13 protein-coding genes and 1 tRNA gene are annotated in these 19,603 nt (G+C 71.2%); 6 read left to right on the top strand and 8 right to left on the bottom strand.

What is annotated here, in order from left to right:
* Nucleotides 1-133 precede the first annotated feature (133 nt).
* From tmk to ACIQTP_RS39350, 6 genes are all read left to right on the top strand, one after another.
* Entirely contained in the window at nt 134-3,454 is a 3,321-nt protein-coding gene (tmk, locus tag ACIQTP_RS39375; RefSeq protein WP_403409004.1) for a dTMP kinase, read from the top strand.
* A 151-nt stretch (nt 3,455-3,605) separates the two neighbouring features.
* Nucleotides 3,606-4,811 carry a DNA polymerase III subunit delta' gene (locus tag ACIQTP_RS39370; protein WP_403409002.1) on the top strand — a complete coding sequence of 402 codons (1,206 nt, stop codon included), beginning with the start codon at nt 3,606-3,608 and terminating at the stop codon, nt 4,809-4,811.
* 326 nt (nt 4,812-5,137) lie between these two features.
* Nucleotides 5,138-6,697 (top strand): alpha/beta hydrolase, encoded by a 1,560-nt coding sequence (locus ACIQTP_RS39365; protein ID WP_403409000.1) that lies wholly within the window; start codon nt 5,138-5,140, stop codon nt 6,695-6,697.
* A 107-nt stretch (nt 6,698-6,804) separates the two neighbouring features.
* Nucleotides 6,805-6,878, top strand: a tRNA-Thr gene (locus tag ACIQTP_RS39360).
* A gap of 890 nt (nt 6,879-7,768) precedes the next feature.
* Nucleotides 7,769-7,921, top strand: coding sequence for a thiocillin family RiPP (locus ACIQTP_RS39355; protein ID WP_402039297.1), 153 nt, complete (start codon nt 7,769-7,771; stop codon nt 7,919-7,921).
* A gap of 368 nt (nt 7,922-8,289) precedes the next feature.
* Nucleotides 8,290-8,439, top strand: coding sequence for a thiocillin family RiPP (locus ACIQTP_RS39350; RefSeq protein WP_402039298.1), 150 nt, complete (start codon nt 8,290-8,292; stop codon nt 8,437-8,439).
* Nucleotides 8,440-8,596: 157 nt separating this feature from the next.
* On the opposite strand, the gene ACIQTP_RS39345 is transcribed toward ACIQTP_RS39350, so the two are convergent.
* The 8 genes from ACIQTP_RS39345 to ACIQTP_RS39310 all read right to left on the bottom strand — a co-directional run bounded on the left by ACIQTP_RS39345 (nt 8,597) and on the right by ACIQTP_RS39310 (nt 19,543).
* The gene (locus ACIQTP_RS39345) at nt 8,597-9,202 is read right to left on the bottom strand and encodes a response regulator (protein WP_403408998.1); all 606 of its coding nucleotides are present in this window, start codon (nt 9,200-9,202) and stop codon (nt 8,597-8,599) included.
* Complete coding sequence (locus tag ACIQTP_RS39340) at nt 9,199-10,353, bottom strand: sensor histidine kinase (RefSeq protein ID WP_403408996.1); 1,155 nt, start codon at nt 10,351-10,353, stop codon at nt 9,199-9,201. The genes ACIQTP_RS39345 and ACIQTP_RS39340 overlap by 4 nt, the downstream gene beginning before the upstream one ends.
* Nucleotides 10,354-10,429: 76 nt before the next feature.
* The gene (locus tag ACIQTP_RS39335; protein ID WP_403409045.1) at nt 10,430-11,242 is read right to left on the bottom strand and encodes an ABC transporter permease; all 813 of its coding nucleotides are present in this window, start codon (nt 11,240-11,242) and stop codon (nt 10,430-10,432) included.
* Nucleotides 11,242-12,159, bottom strand: a complete 918-nt coding sequence (locus ACIQTP_RS39330) for an ATP-binding cassette domain-containing protein (protein WP_403408994.1) — start codon at nt 12,157-12,159, stop codon at nt 11,242-11,244. The genes ACIQTP_RS39335 and ACIQTP_RS39330 overlap by 1 nt, the downstream gene beginning before the upstream one ends.
* Nucleotides 12,160-12,250: 91 nt before the next feature.
* A complete protein-coding gene (locus ACIQTP_RS39325; protein WP_403408992.1) occupies nt 12,251-13,096 on the bottom strand; it encodes a thiopeptide-type bacteriocin biosynthesis protein in 846 nt (281 codons plus the stop codon).
* Entirely contained in the window at nt 13,089-15,695 is a 2,607-nt protein-coding gene (locus tag ACIQTP_RS39320; RefSeq protein ID WP_403408990.1) for a lantibiotic dehydratase, read from the bottom strand. Before ACIQTP_RS39320 ends, ACIQTP_RS39325 begins: the two co-directional genes overlap by 8 nt.
* Before the next feature lie 3 nt (nt 15,696-15,698).
* On the bottom strand, nt 15,699-17,273 hold the full coding sequence (locus ACIQTP_RS39315; protein WP_403408988.1) for a SagB family peptide dehydrogenase: 1,575 nt from the start codon (nt 17,271-17,273) through the stop codon (nt 15,699-15,701).
* Entirely contained in the window at nt 17,270-19,543 is a 2,274-nt protein-coding gene (locus ACIQTP_RS39310; RefSeq protein ID WP_403408986.1) for a TOMM precursor leader peptide-binding protein, read from the bottom strand. Before ACIQTP_RS39310 ends, ACIQTP_RS39315 begins: the two co-directional genes overlap by 4 nt.
* Nucleotides 19,544-19,603 lie beyond the last annotated feature (60 nt).

Raw genomic sequence — 19,603 nt, 5'->3', positions numbered from 1 at the left:
GTCAGGTCTCACGGTCTCTGTCAGGTCTCGCGATCTCTGTCAGATGTGGACGCCCCTACACCTTTCGGTGTGGGGGCGTCCACATGTTCGGGCACCCCTACGGGCAGTCAGTGGGGCCGGATAGGCTTGCAGAATGACGCGAGCCGAGCAGCCAACGGCCCACACTCCGGCCCCCGACGACGCCCTGGTCGCAGATTCCCGCGAGCGCGCCGTCCGCGCGCTGCTGCGCCGACCCCAGCTGAAACGGTTGTGGAGCGCCCACCTGGTGGGCGGTGTCGGCGATGCCCTGGCCCTGTTCGTGCTGGTCATCCTCGTCCTTCAGGCGGCGATCGCGGAGGGCTCCTTCGGCGGTGGCTACCGCGGGGCCGCACTGGCCGTGGCGGCCGTCTTCGGGGCACGCGTTCTGGCCACGCTGCTCTTCGGAGCCGTACTCCTCGGGCCGCTCACCTCGCTGACGTCCCAGGAGGGGCCGCTCGACCGGCGCTGGACCATGGTCGGAGCCGACGGACTGCGCGCCGTGCTCATGCTCCTCGCGCCCCTGTGGATCGACTGGACCCCGGACAACGCGCTCGCCGCCCTCCTCGTCCTCGCTTTCGTGACCGGCGTCGCCGAGCGCTTCTGGACGGTGTGCCGGGAGAGCGCGGCGCCCGCGCTGCTGCCCGCGCCGCCGCTGGAGGGCGCCACCGTACGCCCGCTGCCGGACCACCTGGACGCGCTGCGGCGCCTGTCACTGCGTACGGCCTTCGTGGCGGTGCCGATCGCGGCAGCCACGCTCGTCGTGGTGTCGCTCGTCAGCAATCTGCTGGGTGCCGGGATCGCCTGGTTCGACCAGCACCAGGGGGCGCTCGCCTCGTACGTCGCCGCCGGACTGTTCGCCGCCTCGCTCTCCGTGCTCACGTTCCTCGAACTGCCCGACACCCGCACCCCGCGTGCCCGCTCGCCCCTGGAGGGCCTGCGCCGCCCCAAGACGGGCACGGGCGTCGACAAGGGTCGTACCGGCGCGATCCCGCTCCTGGTGCTCGCCTGCGCGGCCGTCGCCGCGGCGGTCGCGGCCGCCGTCGCCGTCTCCGTGCTGCAGGCCAAGGACCTGGGCGGCGGACCGGTCACGTACGGCCTGCTGGTGCTGGCGCTGACCGGGGGTGTCGTCATCGGCATCCGGACGGCCCCCTCCGTGCTGCCGTCGCTGTCGCGGCGCAGGCTGCTCTCGCTGGCGATCGCCTTCACCGGGATCGCGCTGCTGGCCGCCGGTCTGGTCCCGGACGTCACCACGGTGGTGCTGATCGCCGCCCTGGCCGGCGTCGGCGCGGGCGTCGCCGCGAACACCGGGCACGCGCTGCTCGACCAGGAGACCGAGGAATACCGGCGGGCGCGTACGACGGAACACCTGCACGCGGTCGTACGGGTCTCCGTGGCACTCGGCGCCCTGCTGGCGCCCGTGGTGGCCGCGGCGATCGGCCCGCACCGCCTCGAGAACGGCAAGTTCGTGTTCGCGCACGGAGGCGCCGCCTTCACACTGATGCTGGTGGGCGCCCTGCTGCTGCCGGTCGCCGCCCTGGTGCTCGCCAAGGTCGACGACCGCTCCGGGGTGCCGCTGCGGCACGACCTGCTGGACGCGCTGCGCGGCGGCGACGACCCGGTGGAGAATCCCACCGCGAACGGGTTCTTCATCGCCCTGGAGGGCGGCGACGGGGCCGGGAAGTCGACGCAGGCGGAAGCGCTCGCGGAGTGGATCCGCGCGAAGGGCCACGAGGTCGTGGTGACCCGCGAGCCGGGCGCCACGCCGGTCGGCAAGCGGCTGCGGTCGATCCTGCTGGACGTGTCGTCGGCGGGTCTGTCGCACCGCGCGGAGGCGCTGCTGTACGCCGCCGACCGCGCCGAGCACGTGGACACGGTGGTGCGGCCGGCGCTGGAGCGGGGTGCCGTCGTCATCTCCGACCGCTACATCGACTCGTCGGTGGCCTACCAGGGCGCCGGCCGGGACCTGTCCCCGACCGAGATCGCCCGCATCAACCGGTGGGCGACCAACGGACTGGTCCCGCATCTGACGGTGCTCCTCGACGTCTCCCCGGAGGCGGCGCGCGAGCGCTTCACGGAGGCGCCCGACCGGCTGGAGTCGGAGCCCGTCGAGTTCCACACGCGCGTGCGGTCCGGTTTCCTGACGCTGGCCGCCGCCGACCCGGGCCGGTACCTGGTCGTCGACGCAGCCCAGGAGCCGGAGGCGGTCACCACCGTCGTCCGGCACCGGCTCGACGTGATGCTGCCCCTCTCCGAGGCCGAGGTGAAGGCCCAGGAGGAGGCACGCAGGGCGGCCGAGGAGGAGGCCCGGCGCAAGGCCGAGGAAGAGGCCGCCCGCAAGGCCGAGGAGGAGCGACTGGAGCGCGAGCGCCAGGAGCAGCTCGCCCGGCTGCGTGCGGAGGAAGAGGAGCGCAAGCAGCGCGAGCTGGAGGAGGCCCAGCGGCGCGAGGCCGAGCGCCAGGCGGAGGAGGCCCGACAGCGCGCCGAGGAGGCCCGCCGCCGGGCCGAGGAGGAGCGGGCGCGGCTGCTGGCCGAGGAGCAGGCCCAGGCCGCCGAGCAGGACCGGCTGCGCAGGCTGGCCGAGGAGCAGGCACGGCTGCGGGCCGAGGCCGAGGAGCGCCGCCTGGAGAAGCAGCGCAAGGCCGAGGAGTCGCTGCTGCGGGCCGAGGAGGCGCGACGGGCCGCGACGGAGACGGCGGCAGCGGCAGCGGCGGCGGCCGCAGCCACGGCGGCTTCGACGTCCGCGTCTGCTTCGACTGCGGCTTCCGCTTCAACTCCTACGTCGGCTCCTGCTTCCGCTTCGGCGCCTGTGGGTTCTGGTGAGCCGGCGGCCTCGGGTCCCGTGGCCGACAACGAGACGACGGTGCCCACGCCGGTCGTGACGCCCCCGAACACCTCGCGCGGCTCGGTGGACGAGACGACGGTGCTGCGGCCCGTGCGCTCCGGAGAGAGCCGCGAGGGTTCCCGTTCCGACTCGGAGGAGACGGCCAAGCTGCCGAAGCCGCCCGTACCCGAGGAGGCGGCGGCCGAGAAGACGGCCGTGCTCCCGCCGGTGGTTCCGGGGGCCGCGGACGAGACCGCCGTGCTGCCGCCGGTGGCGCCGGGCGCGGCCGACGAGACGGCGGTGCTTCCTCCGGTACGCGACGGGGGCGCGGGTGCCGCCCCGGATGCCGGTGCGGGTGATCCCGCGAACCGGGTGCCTCCGGGCTTCTTCCGGGACGAGCGGCCCGAGTCCCGGCCCGAGAGGGCCGTTGACCGTACGCGCGAGCTGCCCCAGATCAATGCCGAGGGCGCACCGCGGCGCCGCCCCCGTTCCGACTGGGCGGAGGAAACCCCGCTCGACGATCTCCCGACCCTGGCGGACGAACTGCTGGGCCCGCGTGACGACGACGAGCAGGACGACGGGCGCGAGGGACGGGGCGGTCGCCGCCGTAGCTGAGGGCCGCTGCTGAGAGCCGCCGCTGCCGAGAACGGCGGCACCGCTGCCTGACCGTGGCTCGTGGTTCGTGGAGCGGTCCAGGGACCCGTTGTCAGTGGCGACCCGCACAATGGACGCGGCAAGGCAAAGTGCGACGAAAGGGCGGTGCCCCGTGCCTGTATGGGACGACCTGGTGGGCCAGGACAAGGTGAGCGAGCAGCTCGCCGCCGCCGCTCGGGACGCCGACGCCCTCGTCTCGGCGGTCGCCGCGGACACCCCGCTCCCCGAGGCGTCCAAGATGACGCACGCCTGGCTGTTCACCGGCCCGCCCGGTTCCGGGCGTTCCACCGCGGCGCGGGCCTTCGCGGCGGCGCTCCAGTGCGTGAGCCCCGACCGCGCGCTGGGTGGAGTCCCCGGCTGCGGCTTCTGTGACGGCTGCCACACCAGCCTGATCGGGACGCACGCCGATGTGCAGATCGTCCGCACCGACCTCCTCTCCATCGGTGTGAAGGAGACCCGCGACCTGGTCCGCCGCGCCCAGATGTCCCCGGCGACCGGCCGCTGGCAGGTCATCGTCCTGGAGGACGCGGACCGTCTCACGGAGGGCGCGGGCAACGTCCTTCTGAAGGCCGTCGAGGAACCGGCGCCCCGTACGGTCTGGCTGCTCTGCGCGCCCTCCGTCGAGGACGTCCTGCCCACCATCCGCTCCCGCTGCCGCCTGCTCACGCTGCGCACCCCGCCGGTGGACGCGGTCGCCGACATCCTCGTCCGCCGTGACGGCATCGAGCCCGCCGTCGCGGCGGCCGCCGCCCGCGCGACACAGGGGCACATCGGGCGCGCCCGCCGTCTCGCCACGGACCAGCGTGCCCGGGAGCGCCGGGCCGCCGTCCTCAAGCTCCCGCTGCGGGTCGACGACATCGGCGGCTGTCTCAAGGCGGCCCAGGAGCTGATCGACACGGCCTCGGAGGACGCGAAGCAGCTCGCCGAGGAAGTCGACGTCAAGGAGACCGAAGACCTGAAGACTGCCCTCGGCGCGTCGCAGGGCGGCCGTATGCCGCGTGGCACCGCGGGCGTCATGAAGGAGCTGGAGGACCGGCAGAAGCGCCGGAGAACGCGTACGCAGCGCGACAGCCTGGATCTGGCCCTCATCGACCTCACCGGCTTCTACCGCGACGTCCTCGCGCTCCAGCTCGGCTCCCGGGTGGCCCTCGCCAACACGGAGGCCGAGGATGTACTCGAGCGCCTCGCCCGTGGCAGCTCGCCGGAGGCGACCCTCCGCCGGATCGACGCGATCGCCGCGTGCCGCGTGGCACTGGACCGCAATGTGGCCCCGCTGCTGGCGGTGGAGGCGATGACGATGGCGCTGCGGGCGGGCTGAGCCGAGCGACTCGACGGCGCGCTCGAGCCGGGGAACTGGAACCAACGGCGACCGGCGAACAGCCGACAGTGACCGCGACGAGCCGACAGCCGGGCCGTGCCGAGGGAGCAGGAGCGAGGAGCTGAGGCGAGGTGTGGCGAGGTGTGGGGACCAGGAGTTGAGTCGCCGTGTTGACGACATCACTCGTACGAGGCACATGCACGACTGTTGGTGATCATCGCGTCGCTCAGGGTTACGCTCGCGAGATGTACTCCAGGTACTTCAGGCGCACCCCTCGGCCGCCCCGGTCCCGTCGGCCGAACCGACCCCTCGGTGCGATCCGCGCGATGCGTACCGTCCGTGCGGGCGGCGCGCTGCTCGCCGCCACCGCGCTGCTCGTCTCCGCCTGCTCCACGGGGAGTTCGACCAGGACGGCCACGACGTCGGCGGGCGCGGTGCTTGCCGCACTGCCCCGGGCCACACCCTCCGCGCTGTCGTCGTACTACGACCAGAAGCTGGCCTGGCGCAGCTGCGGCGCCTCCGGCTTCGAGTGCGCCACGATGAGGGCGCCGCTCGACTACGCGAAACCGGCCTCGGGCGACGTCAAGCTGGCCGTGGCCCGCAAGAAGGCGACAGGCCCCGGCAAGCGCATCGGCTCGCTGCTGGTCAACCCGGGCGGCCCGGGCGGCTCGGCGGTGGGCTACCTGCAGTCGTACGCGGGGATCGGCTACCCGGCGGAGGTCCGCGCCCGTTACGACATGGTCGCGGCCGACCCGCGCGGGGTGGCCCGCAGTGAGCCCGTCGAGTGCCTCACCGGCCACCAGATGGACACGTACACGGAGGCGGACGTCACCCCGGACGACAAGAAGGAGACGGGTGAACTGGTCGACGCGTACAAGAAGTTCGCCGAGGGCTGCGGCCGGCACTCGCCGAACCTGCTGCGGCACGTGTCCACCGTCGAGGCGGCCCGGGACATGGACATCCTGCGCGCGGTCCTGGGCGATCAGAAGCTGAACTATGTGGGGGCGTCGTACGGGACGTTCCTCGGGGCGACGTACGCGGGCCTGTTCCCGGACCGGGTGGGCCGCATGGTCCTGGACGGCGCGATGGACCCGTCCCTGTCCGCGCGCAAGCTCAACCAGGACCAGACGGCGGGCTTCGAGACGGCGTTCCAGTCCTTCGCGAAGGACTGCGTGCGCCAGAGCGACTGCCCACTGGGTGGCCCGGGCACGAGCCCGGACCAGGTCGGCAAGAACCTCAGCGCCTTCTTCAAGCAGCTCGACGCGAAGCCGATCCCGACAGGCGACGCGGGCGGCCGCAAGCTCGGCGAGGCGCTCGCGACGACGGGCGTGATCGCGGCGATGTACGACCAGGCGGCGTGGCCGCAGCTGCGCCAGGCGCTCACCGCGGCGATGAAGGACAAGGACGGCGCGGGCCTGCTCGCCCTCTCCGACAGCTATTACGAGCGCGACGCCGACGGCAAGTACGCGAACCTCATGTTCGCCAACGCGGCCGTGAACTGCCTCGACCTCCCGGCCGCCTTCTCCACGCCCGACCAGGTGGAGAAGGGACTTCCCGCCTTCGAGAAGGCGTCCCCCGTCTTCGGTGACGGCCTGGCCTGGGCCTCCCTGAACTGCGCGTACTGGCCCGTGAGGCCCACCGGTGAGCCGCACCGCATCGAGGCGAAGGGCGCGGGCCCGATCCTCGTGGTCGGCACCACCCGTGACCCGGCCACCCCCTACGCCTGGGCCAAGTCCCTGGCCTCCCAGCTCTCCTCCGGCGTCCTCCTCACCTACGTCGGCGACGGGCACACCGCGTACGGTCGCGGCAGCGTCTGCATCGACTCCACGATCGACCGCTACCTCCTCCAGGGCACCCCTCCCGCGAAGGGAAAGCGCTGCTCATAGCCCTCCCGCACGCCCCGGAACCGGTCCTCCCGGGGCGTGTACGGAGCACCCTCGGAAACTGTGTAGACTTACCGACGTTGCTGATCGCACCATAGTGCGGACAGCGCGCCGCCTTAGCTCAGATGGCCAGAGCAACGCACTCGTAATGCGTAGGTCTCGGGTTCGAATCCCGAAGGCGGCTCTGTGGAAGCCCCAGGATTCTCACTCGCCGTGACCTGGGGCTTTTGCTTTTTCCGGATACGTTGGCGGCGCCGTGCACGCGCCACGCCGTGCGGCTGTCCGTGGTCTCAATTGTGGTCTCAGCCGCAGGTTCAGGCTGCGGCATGACGGCGTCTGGCTCGAAGCGGTGATCGCGAGCACCGCAGGCGTACGCGGCTGGATCAACCAGTACCCCAACAGCGACCCCGATGGGATGCGTTCGCGCCGGAACCGCGAACATCCCTCTCCCTGGGAGGCATTGGGGGAGGGCTGAGCCCCTCGGGCTGTCGGTGGCAACGCTGTTGGCGGGTTCCGCAAGTCGAGGGAGTCGAGACGGCGATCGATGAAGGGGATGGGCTGGGCCGGGTCCTCGTCGGACCACTGGAAAGCCGTTGCCCGAGTAGCGGCGTTCCACGTGTGGCCAGGCGGCTGCCGCGAGGGCTGTGAGGCCGGTGCAGACCCGGTGCGCGGCGTCGAGGTGGCGGTAGCCGGGTTGGCGTCAGCAGGGGGCAGGGGCGCCGTGAATGAGGCGGAGGCCCTCGGGGTTGGCCAGGGTCCAGTCTCGGGAGGCGTACGCCCAGGGGTGGATCCGGTCGGCGGGTGCTCGGCGCCGAGGTGGGTTCAATTCTTCTTCCGCGCTTTGCTTGGAGCCGGCCCGGACACTTGTTAGAAATACTTCAGATCACTGGCATGGAACCTCCTGCGGTTGACGGAAGGGTGCATCGCGATTCCCAATTCTGTCTGCGCAGGTTCCTGGAAGGATGCGGGCGCGGGGGAGTGGGGTCTCTTTCGGAGATCCCGTTTTCCGCGAACGTGTCCAGTGATTCCCGGCGGCTGATCCCAGGCGCGCCATATTTCCATCAAGGAGGAATCATGGAGAACAACGTCATCTCCGAGCACGGCCAGAACATCGTCGAAGAGGTCACCATCGAGGACCTCACCGAGGTCAGCGGTGCGGGCACCCTCGGCACGGCGAGCACCGCCGGCTGCCCCGCCAGCAGCGCCGGCACCTTCGGCTCCCACTGACCGGTGCGTCACGGTGCCGGCGGCCGCGGCCGCCGGCACCACCCTCCTCACGGGTCCGTCGAAGGACGGCTCCGCCACCATGTCGCACACGTCATGCATTTGCCCGGTAATCCCGTCGGATGGCCGGGAATTTTGCGTTGGAATTCTCCGCGCGGCCTCGCGCAAATAGTCTTCTTCCGCGCTTGGCTTGGGACTGCGCGGGAGTGCCTGTTAAAAATAATTATGACAGCCGGGCCCGTTCTTCCGCTTGGCGGAGACGAACTTCCGTGCGGAAGAGAGGGCCTTTCCTGTCCGGTCACGCACATTCCGTGGCCGCCCGGGGCGGACCGTTCCGGCCGCCTGTGTCACTTCGTCAAGGAGAAAAGGTCATGGAGAACACCTTCATCGTGGAGAACACCCAGGACGTCGTCGAGGACGTCACCATCGAGGACCTCGGCGAGGTCAGTGGCGCGGGCTGCCTCGGCACCGCCGGCACCGCCGGTTGCCCGGCCACCATCGGCACCGCCGGCTGCTGGTAGACCGCTGGTAGACCCGCGCGCGTGAGGCCGGCTGTTATCGCCGCCCGCTTCAGCCGACGGCCATCGCCCCCTGCCTCACCCCCCGACGGGTCCTAGGCGGTCCGGGCCGGCTGTCCTCCAGGGCCGGATGGCTGTGGCCGATCACAACGGTGATCCGCTACAGCCATCCGGCCTGAGTCGCGATACGGATCGCATGGAGCTTGCTGGACGCGCCGAGCTTCTGGATCGCCGCCGAGACATAGTTGCGAACGGTCCCTTCGCTCAACGAAAGCTCCTCGGCGATACGGGGCAACGGGCGGCCATCCTCCGCGAGTCTGAGAACCTCCAGCTCGCGCCTGCTCAACGGGCTCTCCCCGACGGCGATCGCGTCGGAGGCCAGAACCGGATCGATGTACCGCCCGCCACCGTGGACTTCCCTCACGATCTGCGCGAGCCGGTCGCCGGCGACCTCCTTGGTCAGGAACCCGCGGACGCCGGCGTGCACCGCACGTCGCAGATAGCCGGGGCGGCCGTGGCTGGTGAGCACGATGACCGCGCATCCCGGCTGGTCGGACCGGAGACGCTCGGCGGCGGTGAGCCCGTTGATACCGGGCATGTCGATGTCGAGGACCGCCACGTCGCACCGGTGCGCGGCAGCAAGCCCCACGACCTCGTCGCCGGTCCCGGTCTGCGCGACGACCTCGATGTCGTCCTCCAGCGAGAGCAGAACCGCCAGCGCCTCGCGGATGAGCCGTTCGTCCTCGGCTATGAGAACTCTGATCATGGCGCTGTCTCCCTGGTGGCTTCGCTGTTCGGCGGATCTCGCGGGACGGTGGCCCGCAGGCGGAAGGTGCGGCCCGGACCCGGGCCGAAGGCGAGCCGGCCGTCCAGAGCCGCCAGCCGCTCGGAGAGGCCGACCAGGCCGTGACCGTCCCGCCGCGGCCGTCCCTCCGCCTGCTGCTGCGCACCGTCGTTGAGGATTTCGAGAAGCACGGTGTCCCCGCTGATGCGGACCTTGATCCGGCACGAGCTCGCCCGGCTGTGCCGCAGGACGTTGGTCGCGCCTTCCCTGACGACCCAGCCGAGGACGTCCTGGACCGCCGTCGGAAGCTGCTGCGGTATCGCGTCGGCCTCGCACGTCACCCCGGCTGTCTCCAGCACGGAGCGAATGCCGTCGATCTCGGCCGACAGGGACGGCTGCCGGTAACCCCTGACGAGCGTACGGACATCGGTGATGGCGCTGCGGGCGATGTCCACCACCGCTTCCATCTCCTGCCGGGCCTGCTCGGGCCGCCGCGCAGCCAGCCGGACCGCCACCTCGCTCTTGAGTGCGATGACGGAGAGGGTGTGGCCGAGCACATCGTGCAGATCGCGGGAGAACCGCAGCCGCTCCTGCACCACCGCCATCCGGGCCAATTCCGCCCGGGCCCGGTGCACTTCCCTGATGAGGACACCCAACCGCCCAAGGGCGAACACCACGAGTGCGGTGATGCCGGCCCGGACGGTCACCTCCACCGTCCCGGAGCCGCTCAGGCCCAGCATCAGGCCGGTCAGAGCCTCGCCGACGAGCGCGAGCGCCCCGACCGTGACGGCGGACCACAGCGACAGGGACAGCAGAGCCGCTCCGCCGAAGAACGCTGGCAGCGCCATCCAGTACGGGCCGCAGGTGAAGCAGACACCGAAGCCCACGATCCCGCACACGGCCAGGTCGACGGTACGTGAGTTCGTGCCGGGCCCGTGCCGGACGCTGTCCCGCACGATACGTATGAACGTCGCCCCGAACGCCAGGACGCCCACGGCGGCGGCCAGCACATACGGCACGCCCGGCCGGGAAGAGCCCCAGTAGAACGCCGGCTCAGCGACGTAGAACAGGAACAGCCCGATGATGAGGACTCCGACGGCACGCGGAACGGACTCCGATGACTGCCCCAGCACGAGCCTCTGTCTCCCCCATGTCACGGTCCGGTCGAACCCCCGCCTGCGGCACCGCCCTTGGCGGGTGCCCGCCGGGTCATCCGGCGTGCCGCGGGTCCCAGCGGAAGTACTTCTGAGCGAGTGCGAGTCCGATCGCGGTCCAGGCGCACATGATACCGACCTGAGTTGAGCAGGCCTGGAAGGCGTCGAGGAATCCGATGTGATCCGGAACTCCCGAGCCCGCCGAATCGGTGGCGAAGTCGCGGCCGAAATAGGCGGTTCGCAGAATTTCCACGACCGGGGTGAGCGGCAGGTACTGAGCCGGCGTCCTCAGGAGTTCCGGGAGGCTGGACAGAGGCATGGTGACGCCGGAACCCAGCATCATCAGCATCATGAAGGGGGTGGCGATCCAGGTGGACACCTCTGCATTGGGCAGCAGACCGGAGACGCCGATGGCCACCAACGCGAACATGGCAGCGCCCAGCAGGACGGCGGTCAGGAACAGCGGGATGTTCTGGGGTCCGGAAGAACCCATGAGGGCACATCCGGCGGCGATCAGAACGACGACTTCCGCGAGGCTGACCATGCTGCCGCTGAGCGCTTCCCCGGCGAATATGGAGGTGTCCGGGAGAGCGGTTCCCCGCAACCGCTTGTAGATCAGGGCATCACGCCGGGACGCGGCCGAATTGATCAGGTTGTAGACGATCCAGAGCAGGACGAAGCCGATGAAGCCGACCAGCGCGTACTGCCCGGCGTCGATTCCGGCGATCAGCTTCTTGCCGTGCATGCTCATCGGGTAGGCGATGCCGAGCCCGAGCGGCACGATCACCGCGGTCAAGGCGAAACCGAACTGCTTCCAGTAGACCTGCTGGGACAGTCGGAACTGCGCGAAGGTGTACCGGAACCACATCACGGGGCTTTCCTACCGTTCTCGGCGACGTCGAGGAAGACATCCTCCAAAGAGGCGCTGCGCACCTCGAGTTCACGCAGCGAGGCGCCGGCGCCGTCGGCCCAGTGCAGCAGCGCCTTCAGTACGTCCTGCGGATCGCGGGCCAGGAGCACCGCCCGTCCGGACTCCTCCTGCACCTCGGTGCCGCCCAGGACCGGCAGATCGGCGGCGCGGAACTGCGCCGGCAGGCGGAAGGAGATCCGTGCGGCGAACTGCCGCACCATCTCACCGAGCGTGCCCGACCTGACGATCCGGCCGTGGTCCATGATCGCCACCCGGTCGGCGAGAAACTCCGCCTCCTCCATGTAGTGAGTGGTGAGCAGGACGGTCATACCCTCGTTGACCAGGCCCCTGATGAGCTGCCAGGTGTCGCGGCGGGCCTCGGGATCCAGGCCGGTGGTGGGTTCGTCGAGGAACAGGACCTCCGGTCGGCCGAGCAGCGCCAGGGCGAGGTCGAGCCGTCGCCTCTCACCGCCCGACATCCGGCCCACCGGGGTTTTCGCTCGGTCCTCCAGCCCGACCATCGCCAGCGCCTCGGCCCGGGGCCGCGCCTTGACGATGAACCGGCGCCACGCGTCGACGGTCTGGGCGGCGGTCAGTTCCTGGAAGAACCCGGCCTCCTGGAGCATGATGCCGACTCGGTGCGCGATCTTCCGCCGGTGTGCATGGGGGTCCACCCCGAGTACACGGGCGGTTCCCCGGGTGGCCGGCCGGAACCCTTCCAGGATGTCCATCGTGGTGGTCTTTCCCGCGCCGTTCGTCCCGAGCAACGCGAATACTTCTCCGGGCTGCACGTCGAACGAAATTCCGCGAACTGCGGAGAATTCCCCGTATTTTTGATGGAGGTCCGACACCTCGATCACTGGCTGTTCAGGCATGATCCCAGGCTATCGGCGCGGCGCAGTTCCCGGCAGAGACCGGTGTCACCACTTTCCTGTGAGGTTCGCGGAACACCCCTGATGACAAGTGTCATACCGTCACTTCGGCCGCGTTCGGCAATGCGTCGTCGGCGAGCCAGAGGAAGCGCGCCAACTGCGCTTCCTCCGAAGGTACAACACTGAGCCGGTTGTTCATCAGGTGAATATGGTGGAAAAGCAGGAAGGAATCGGTCCGAGGAATGTGCATGCGTGTTCGCGAGCACAGTTCCCGCCGGCATGCCTCGGCGTATCCGGTGAGCACGGAACGGGCGCCGGGATCCGAGAGCACCCACTCGATCTGGGCCAGCAGCCGTGCGGATCTGGCGGGTGCGTCCGGGATGGCGGCGCCGCCGTGCGGTAGCCGGCCACGCAGCAGCGGGCCGCCGCTCCAGTACCAGGCGTACTGATGCAAAAAGGTTCTGCGCAGCCGGGGTTCGAGCGGAGCCAGCATCAGCGTCATGTGGGTGGCCGCATAGGCCGTGCGCAGGGAGCGCTGCCGGGGCCCGAGGCAGGCGAGTGCGGCCTCGCTGCCGTGCTCGAAGATCCGTTCCGCCAGGCGCATGCCCTCGCCCTCGCCGAACTTGTGGGTCTCCGGTGCGTAGACGTGCTTCGTGACACCGCGGTGTCGCACGGACGGCAGCAGGCCCTCCAGGGTGCTCTCGACGTGGATGAGCGACGCCTGCCGCGCGTTCAGACGCAGGCGCAGATGCAGCCCGGAGACATCCATGAACTGCAGGAAGAACCAACGCAACTCCGGGACTTCGTCCCGCAGCCGGGCAAGGGCCGGGCGCACGACGCGCTCGAGCAGTTCCTGCATTCCGGCGGGATCGGCGACATGGATCCGGTAGTACAGCCAGTCGTGCGTGGGCACCCGCACCTCCCCGAACGTGTCAGCCATGCCGCACCAGCCCCGAGAACTCGGTCGCGACCGGCGCGCCGGCCGCGTCCCGGTTCCAGTGCTCGCCCCGGCCCGGCAGCGCCTCGACCAGATCCACCGCCAGGGCGTCGGACCGGATCTGACGCAGCGCGGCCCACACCACATAGGGGTTGTCGAAGCCGAGCCACTGCGGCTTCTCCTTGCGCACGCCTCTCGGTCCCCGCGTGATCTGCACCAGGAACACCTCCTCGGGCAGTCCGTGCTGACGCCGCCAGCGCTCCACGTCGGCCAGGAACCGCACCGGCGACACGCCGGGGTCCGGCCGCGGCAGGCGGGCTGCGGGCAGCCGCCACCGGGCCCTGGCCCAGACGACCCGTCCATGCTGGATACGTGGCAGGTACTGGGCCCCTTCACCGGTCGTCACCCGGTCCAACGCCCGGACCTCGCGATCGGCCCTGCCGAGCGTCATCCAGGGGTCGGAGAGCAGGCACAGCAGCCGGACCGCTCCGCGGAGCAAGTAGGTGGGGGTGGTCCCCAGGTAGGCGAACGCCACGGGGCTTCCGTCATGGTCGTACGCCTGCAGCGTGCCGGTGTCCGGGTCGTGGCAGAGCGACAGCCCCGCCATGTCGACGGTGGTGGGGTCGCCGTCCGGGAGGTCCGCGGGCCAGCGGAGCCGGGGCACCGTACTCAGCGTGGGCCGCTGCATCTCGGACCAGTCGGGGTAGGCCGACACCTGAAGGACACGGCAGCCCGGATGCAGTCCGCGCAGCCAGTCGTCGAGGGCCGGCGCGATCCGGTCGTGCAGGGACGGAACGCAGGCCCAGCGGCTGAGCAGCCCGCCGACCCCGTTCTGCACCAGGTTGACGACGAGCGTGTAGTCACCGGCCGCGACATGAGCGGCGTCCTCGGCGGCGACCTGGAAGAAGAGCGAGTTGCTCGCGGTGCCCAGGGTGCCGTGGCCGAGGAGCCGGCCGGGCGCGGGGATGTCGTCACCGCGGGGATCCCCCGCCGGTGGCAGCGTGTCCTGCCGCGCCAGGGCGTACGGGTCGGCGTGCGCGAGGACTTCGTACAGGAAGCCGAGCAGATCGGAACAGGTGCCCCCGACGCCGTACCGGTGTACGAAGCGTTCCACCAACCCGTCGTAGAGCGGGGTGCGTGTCACATGCGGGGCGAGCCACCGGGCGGCGTGCGCGAGGTCGTCGCCGACGCGCCCGGGCAGCTCGCGGGCCGGTCCTTCGGGGCTCGCGACCGCCTCGTGGAAGAGCGGAGTGCCGTCGAGCCAGGACGGGACGGGCCGGCCGAGCTCCTTGAACGTGGCCCTGGCCGCGTCCCTGGTGCGTTCGACCGCCTGGGCACGCTCCGCCGCGTCCACCGTGGTGGTGACGGTGGCCTCCAGCTCGCCCAGGGTGTCCAGGGCGGCCCGGACGCCCGCCGCTGCCGGTGACGCATCGGCGTCGGTACGGTGCCGGACCGCCCGGGACAGCGCCCGCAGGTGCCCTCCGTCGGCCAGCCGCCACGGGGTGACGGGTTGCAGCAGCCCCATCTCCACCCAGCGGGCGGCCAGTTGCGGACCGTTGGTCCCCAACTGCGCCGCCAACGCCGTGAAGGGGGTCGGTCGACAGGGCAGAAGAGCCAGCGCCCACTCGTACAGCCCGCAGTCGGTCACCTCGTCCTCGCGGAAGAAGAAACCGTCCGCGGCGGCGTACACCGGGAGCGCCGCGAGCAGGCGGTCGCCTACCCGTCGCAGCCCGGAGTTGGCCACCACGTCCAGCGCCTGCGCCAGGTCCGGATGGGCCGCGCAGGCGAGCAGCAGAGCGACGGCCAGCCCGCGCGACGACGTCACCGCGCCGGCTGCCCCGTCCTGACCGCTCCGCCGGGGAGCCGGCCGCGCCACCTCCGGTGGAGCACTGCCGAGCCACGCCACGTCGAGGGTGGTCAACGTGCTGAACGGACTGGGCTTGACGGCGATACGGGACAGATAGGCCGCCGCGCTGCGGGCACCTCGCGTGTCAAGGCCGGCCGATGCCGGGCCGTCCTGGGCCAGCAGGCGCCTGGCGAACTGCGGGCTGGCCAGCGCGAGACCGGACGCCACCCGCGGCTCCCGCAGGCGGCCGAACAGTGCCTCCCCGGCCTTGGGCAGCTCCGTGGCGAAGACCTCCTCCGCCTGGCCGAGCCCGTCCTGGTACCGGCGCATCGCCTCCAGCCAGGCCTCCAGCCGGTGTGACGGCCCGGGGTCGAGACGCGCCGACACCAGGTCCGCGGCCCTGCCGGTGCTCGGCGCGAGGCGGCCGTTGTGGATGTCCCGGCGGAGCCCGACGGCGGCCCGGCGGGCCGCGCGGTCGCCGTCGAGCCGTGGCACCAGCCGGTAGATGGCGTCAGCCAGTGAGCCGGCCAGTTCCCCGGCGGCGTCCGCCGCGTCCAGCGCGTCCCTCAGGAGCCCGGTGGACCGCGGCGTCGCCGATTCGTCGAGCACGCCGACCGGCAGTCCGCAGACCCGCGCCATCAGCACGGGTGCGACCGTGCCGCGACCCGCCGGGGCGGGCGGGATCGTGCCGAAGTCGGGTATCCGCGGCCCGGACACCGCGGCGTTCGCGGGCGTGGAAGGCGTGTCCATGGCCATGCGTCAGCCGTCGAGGCGGTGGAGGAGTGCCCGTGCGGTGTCCGTCCACTGCGGGTCGTTGGCCGCCCGCCAGTCGGCCGGTGGCACGGTGGCGGAGGCGGCCCGCTCGGCGGCGGGCAGGCTGCCGAGCATGAACTCGCCGACGGACGACTCCCGCAGGTAGTCGAGCCCCAGCACCCGGGCGGCGAGGTCCGCGTCACCGCTGCCCAGTCCGCACGGCGCCAGCCCCATCGCCGTCGCCACCAAGTACATGGTCTGGTACAGGACGCCCGCGTGCTTCAAGGTGACCGCGTAGGCGATGCCACGGTACTTCCACGACAGGCGCTGGAAGCGGGAGGTCATGGTCACCAGCACGTCGGGAACGGCGATGCCGCCCGTGGCGACCGATGCCAGGTAGAGCATCGCGGACCGGTCCTCGGCGTTCCCGTTGACCAGGCGCAGCTGGTGGCCGACCGGGTCGTAGTGGTAGACACCCTCCGCGAGGCCCTCGCAGCGGCGCACGGTGAGATACAGCTCCAGCTCATAGGCGGCGCCACCGCACGGGTACGGCCGGGACGTCGCCTCGTACGGCATCTTCTGGTCCGGCCGCGGCCCGTACTCGGACCGCACCCGAGCGGTCCGGTACAGGAACTCGCCGAGCTGACGTACCGTCATCGGCTGTTCGCCGTACTGACGCACCGATGTGCGCCCCTCCAGCACCGTGGTCAGAGCGGGATCCGCTGCCAGGACGTCATCGAGGGCAGGCCGGTAGAGCTCGATGAACGGTCCGGCGGGCGGCTGCTTGACCGCGGGGCGCGGCTCGATCCGTCCCTCGTAGGGGAAGATGCCGCCGAAGGGCTCGTCGTGGCGGCCGGCCCGGCTGCGGGAGTGGAACAGCAGATCGTGGAAGTCCCACTGCTCCAGCACCTCGTCCTCATCGGCCCCGAATCGCGCCTGCCCGCCGGCCCACTCGCCGACGTCCACGAAACCCGCACCGGCCAGGTGCTCAAGCAACTCGGTCACCGACTCCGCCGGCAGGTCCGCCGAGGCGAGGTCCGCCGCGCGCACGCGGTCGCCGAGCGCACCCACGACCGCTCGGCTCGCCGGATCCAGCAGCAGCACACGGTGGGGGGTGAGCGGCGACTCCAGGACGAAAGCGCCGGAGTGGGAGCGGCAGAAGGCGAATTTCGACAGCCGCAAGGGCGCCTCGGCCGGCACGGACACCGGCCGGTAGGCGGCGGCGCGGCTGGTCGCCTCGATACGCACCAGCGCCCGGCCCCCCGCCAGCACGGAACGGGTGATCAGGAAACCGAGACGGTCGATGATCCGCAGCACCTGGACGCGCTCGGCGGGAGTGCACCCGGCGAGCAGCACGGCGGGTGGTACGGGCTCCCCGGCGAGGCGGTGGATGGCGGCGCGGGTTCCGTCCGTGAGCCGGCCGAGCACGAACGCGGCCCAGGGGCTCTGCACCCGCACCCCGTCGCCCTCCGACGTGACCCGCACCCCCTCGCGGAAGGTGACCGCCGACTCGTCGGGGCGGGGCTGGTCGCCCGTGGGGGCGCTGCCGACGGCTGCGCTCACGTCTTCGGTCGTGGTCACAGGAACATCCCGATCGGGTTGAGGCCGGACTCTGGGGTGGGGGCGTCCAGCCAGCCCATGCGCACCGGCACGTCGTACAGCCGGCCCGCGCCGTGACGAGGCCAGAAGTGGCGCAGACCGGGCACGATCACCTTGACCACCGGGAGGCCGATGTCCGGGCGGGTCTGGTCGAGTATCAGCATCTCCAAGCCCTTCCCCTCGACGATCCGCTGTGCCAGCCGCAGGTCGTCGAGCAGGTCGCTGCTCGACGGATCGTGGTGATCGGCCGCCCGTCGCGGCGCCTCGCCCGAGGGCAGCAGGTACGGCTGGTTGGCGGTGGTCGCGGTCCGCCACCAGTGCTGCTGGACCGGGTCGGGGAAGGCGTAGTCGCCCGACCCGTCCGCCCCGATCGGCAGCACCGCCGGCAGGAACTGATTCATCTCGGTCAGTGCCCTGGCCACCGCGACCTTGATGTCGAAGTGCGCTCCGAAGGAGATCAGGATGTCCTCGACCGGCTTGTCCACCCGGCGCGAGACCGCGGCGGCCACCGGGATGCCCAGATCGCTGGTGAGGTCCAGTACCCACGTCTCGCGGTTCGCCGACCGGTACATCTCCCGCCACTGTGCGAAGTACGGCTCGTCGAAGCTGTCGAGGTCGATGGCGGGCCTGCGCAGGCGGTTGTACCACCAGATCGCCACGCTGTCGCGCTCCACCAGCTCCATGAAGCCCTGCAGTGCCGCGTCCTCAAGACTGGTGCCCGCGGCGCTTCCGTTGGAGTCCGCACCGGAGAAGACGTATCCCCGGGGCACGCGGTAGCCGTAGAAGAGCGACGCGGTGGGCAGATAGCGGTGAGTGCGCCGGGTGAGCGACCAGACCGGCGTCCACTCCACGGGCCGGGCCGGGTCGAACGGATCGCAGACGCGGTGGAAGTGCGAGTCCCGCCGGTTCCACTCGGCCCGGTCGGCGTACTGCTGCTCGCTGTACAGATGCAGCTCGTTCGGGGCGATCGCCTGCCCGCCGAGATCCTCGTACGACGCGGTGATGCGCGCCTCGTCGCCCTGGAACAGCCCCGAGTAGCGCTCGATGGCCTCACCGAGGGCGCTGGCCCTGGCCTGCACGTCGCTCATGCCCTTGCCCGCGCTCATGCTGCGCAGGCCGGCCCGCAGATCACCGATGTCGGACATGCCGACCGCGAAATTCTGCCCCGCCGTGTAGCTGTGCAGCCCGTCGATCCCGGTGGGCACCTTGACCAGGCTGGTCACCGGCCCTGTCACGGGGCTCACCAGGTACCCGTAGGTGTCGAGCAGCTCCTGCGGGTCCTTCGCGCGATGGCCGCCGTCCGACGTGATCCGCTTGCCGCGGCTGGCCGGCACCACCGGGCGCCGGTGCAGTTCGGCCTGCAGAGCGGGATTTCCGCACGCCGGGCACTGCGGGCGGCGGGTCACCGGATGGCGCTCGGAGTCCATGGTCAGGGTGTCGAGCGTGAAGACCTCCGCCTGCTGGGGGCCCGGAATGTGGCCTGCCGGACCGCCGAACGCCCCCGCCAGCCACTTGGCGGCCTGGAGCGCACCGAGCCGCATCCCGGTCTGCACGGTCGCCGGCAGGTCCGCGAGCGCGGTGACCGGCGGCCGGTCACCGCCCTGACGCTGCTTCAGGTACGAGGCGACCATCCGGTTGCCGCTCAGCCTGCTCGACACGCAGCTCCAGCAGCCCGTGGTCCCCGGCTCGAACACCGGACCGACCCAGAGCGTGCTGCCGATCGGCTTGACGAGCAGCCAGGCCCGTCCGGTCTCCAGCGCCACGCGGTTGAACTCCGCCAGGTCCGGGTGCAGATAGTCGTCGGTCAGCACGACGGCGAGCGGGCTGTCCGCCCCGCCGAAGCGGATTCCGAGCGGTGCGGCGGCGTCGACGAACCACTCCGGACGGACGTCTCCCAGCGTGATCAGTTCCACCGGCCGGTCGTGCACGGCCAGCATCGCGGCGTCACCGTCGAGGCCCGCCTGCTCCCAGTAGCCGCCGGACCGTGGCTCGACGGCGGAGTCGACCTCCACCACATGACCGGCCGACATCAGCATGTCCAGGGCGCGTTCCACCCGGCCGCCGGGGAAGTCGCCCGCCAGCGCCGCCACGATCTGCGATCGGTCGTGCTTCCCGGACAGCAGGGGGGCCATCCGCTCGATGAGCGCCCCCTGCAACCTGGTCTGCCCCGACCGCTCGGAAATCAGGTACACGCCGTCTGCGGGCACCACCTCGGCACGGACGAAACGCTTGAACCTGATGACCGTGCGCATCTCTCTCCTCATCCGATGGGTCCTGCTGACAGGCCCTGCCTGCGCAGAGCCGGTTTTCAT

Origin of the sequence: Streptomyces sp. NPDC090798 (genome assembly GCF_044768965.1) — a bacterium.
GTDB lineage: Bacteria > Actinomycetota > Actinomycetes > Streptomycetales > Streptomycetaceae > Streptomyces.
This window is presented reverse-complemented; position numbering and strand designations above follow the sequence as displayed.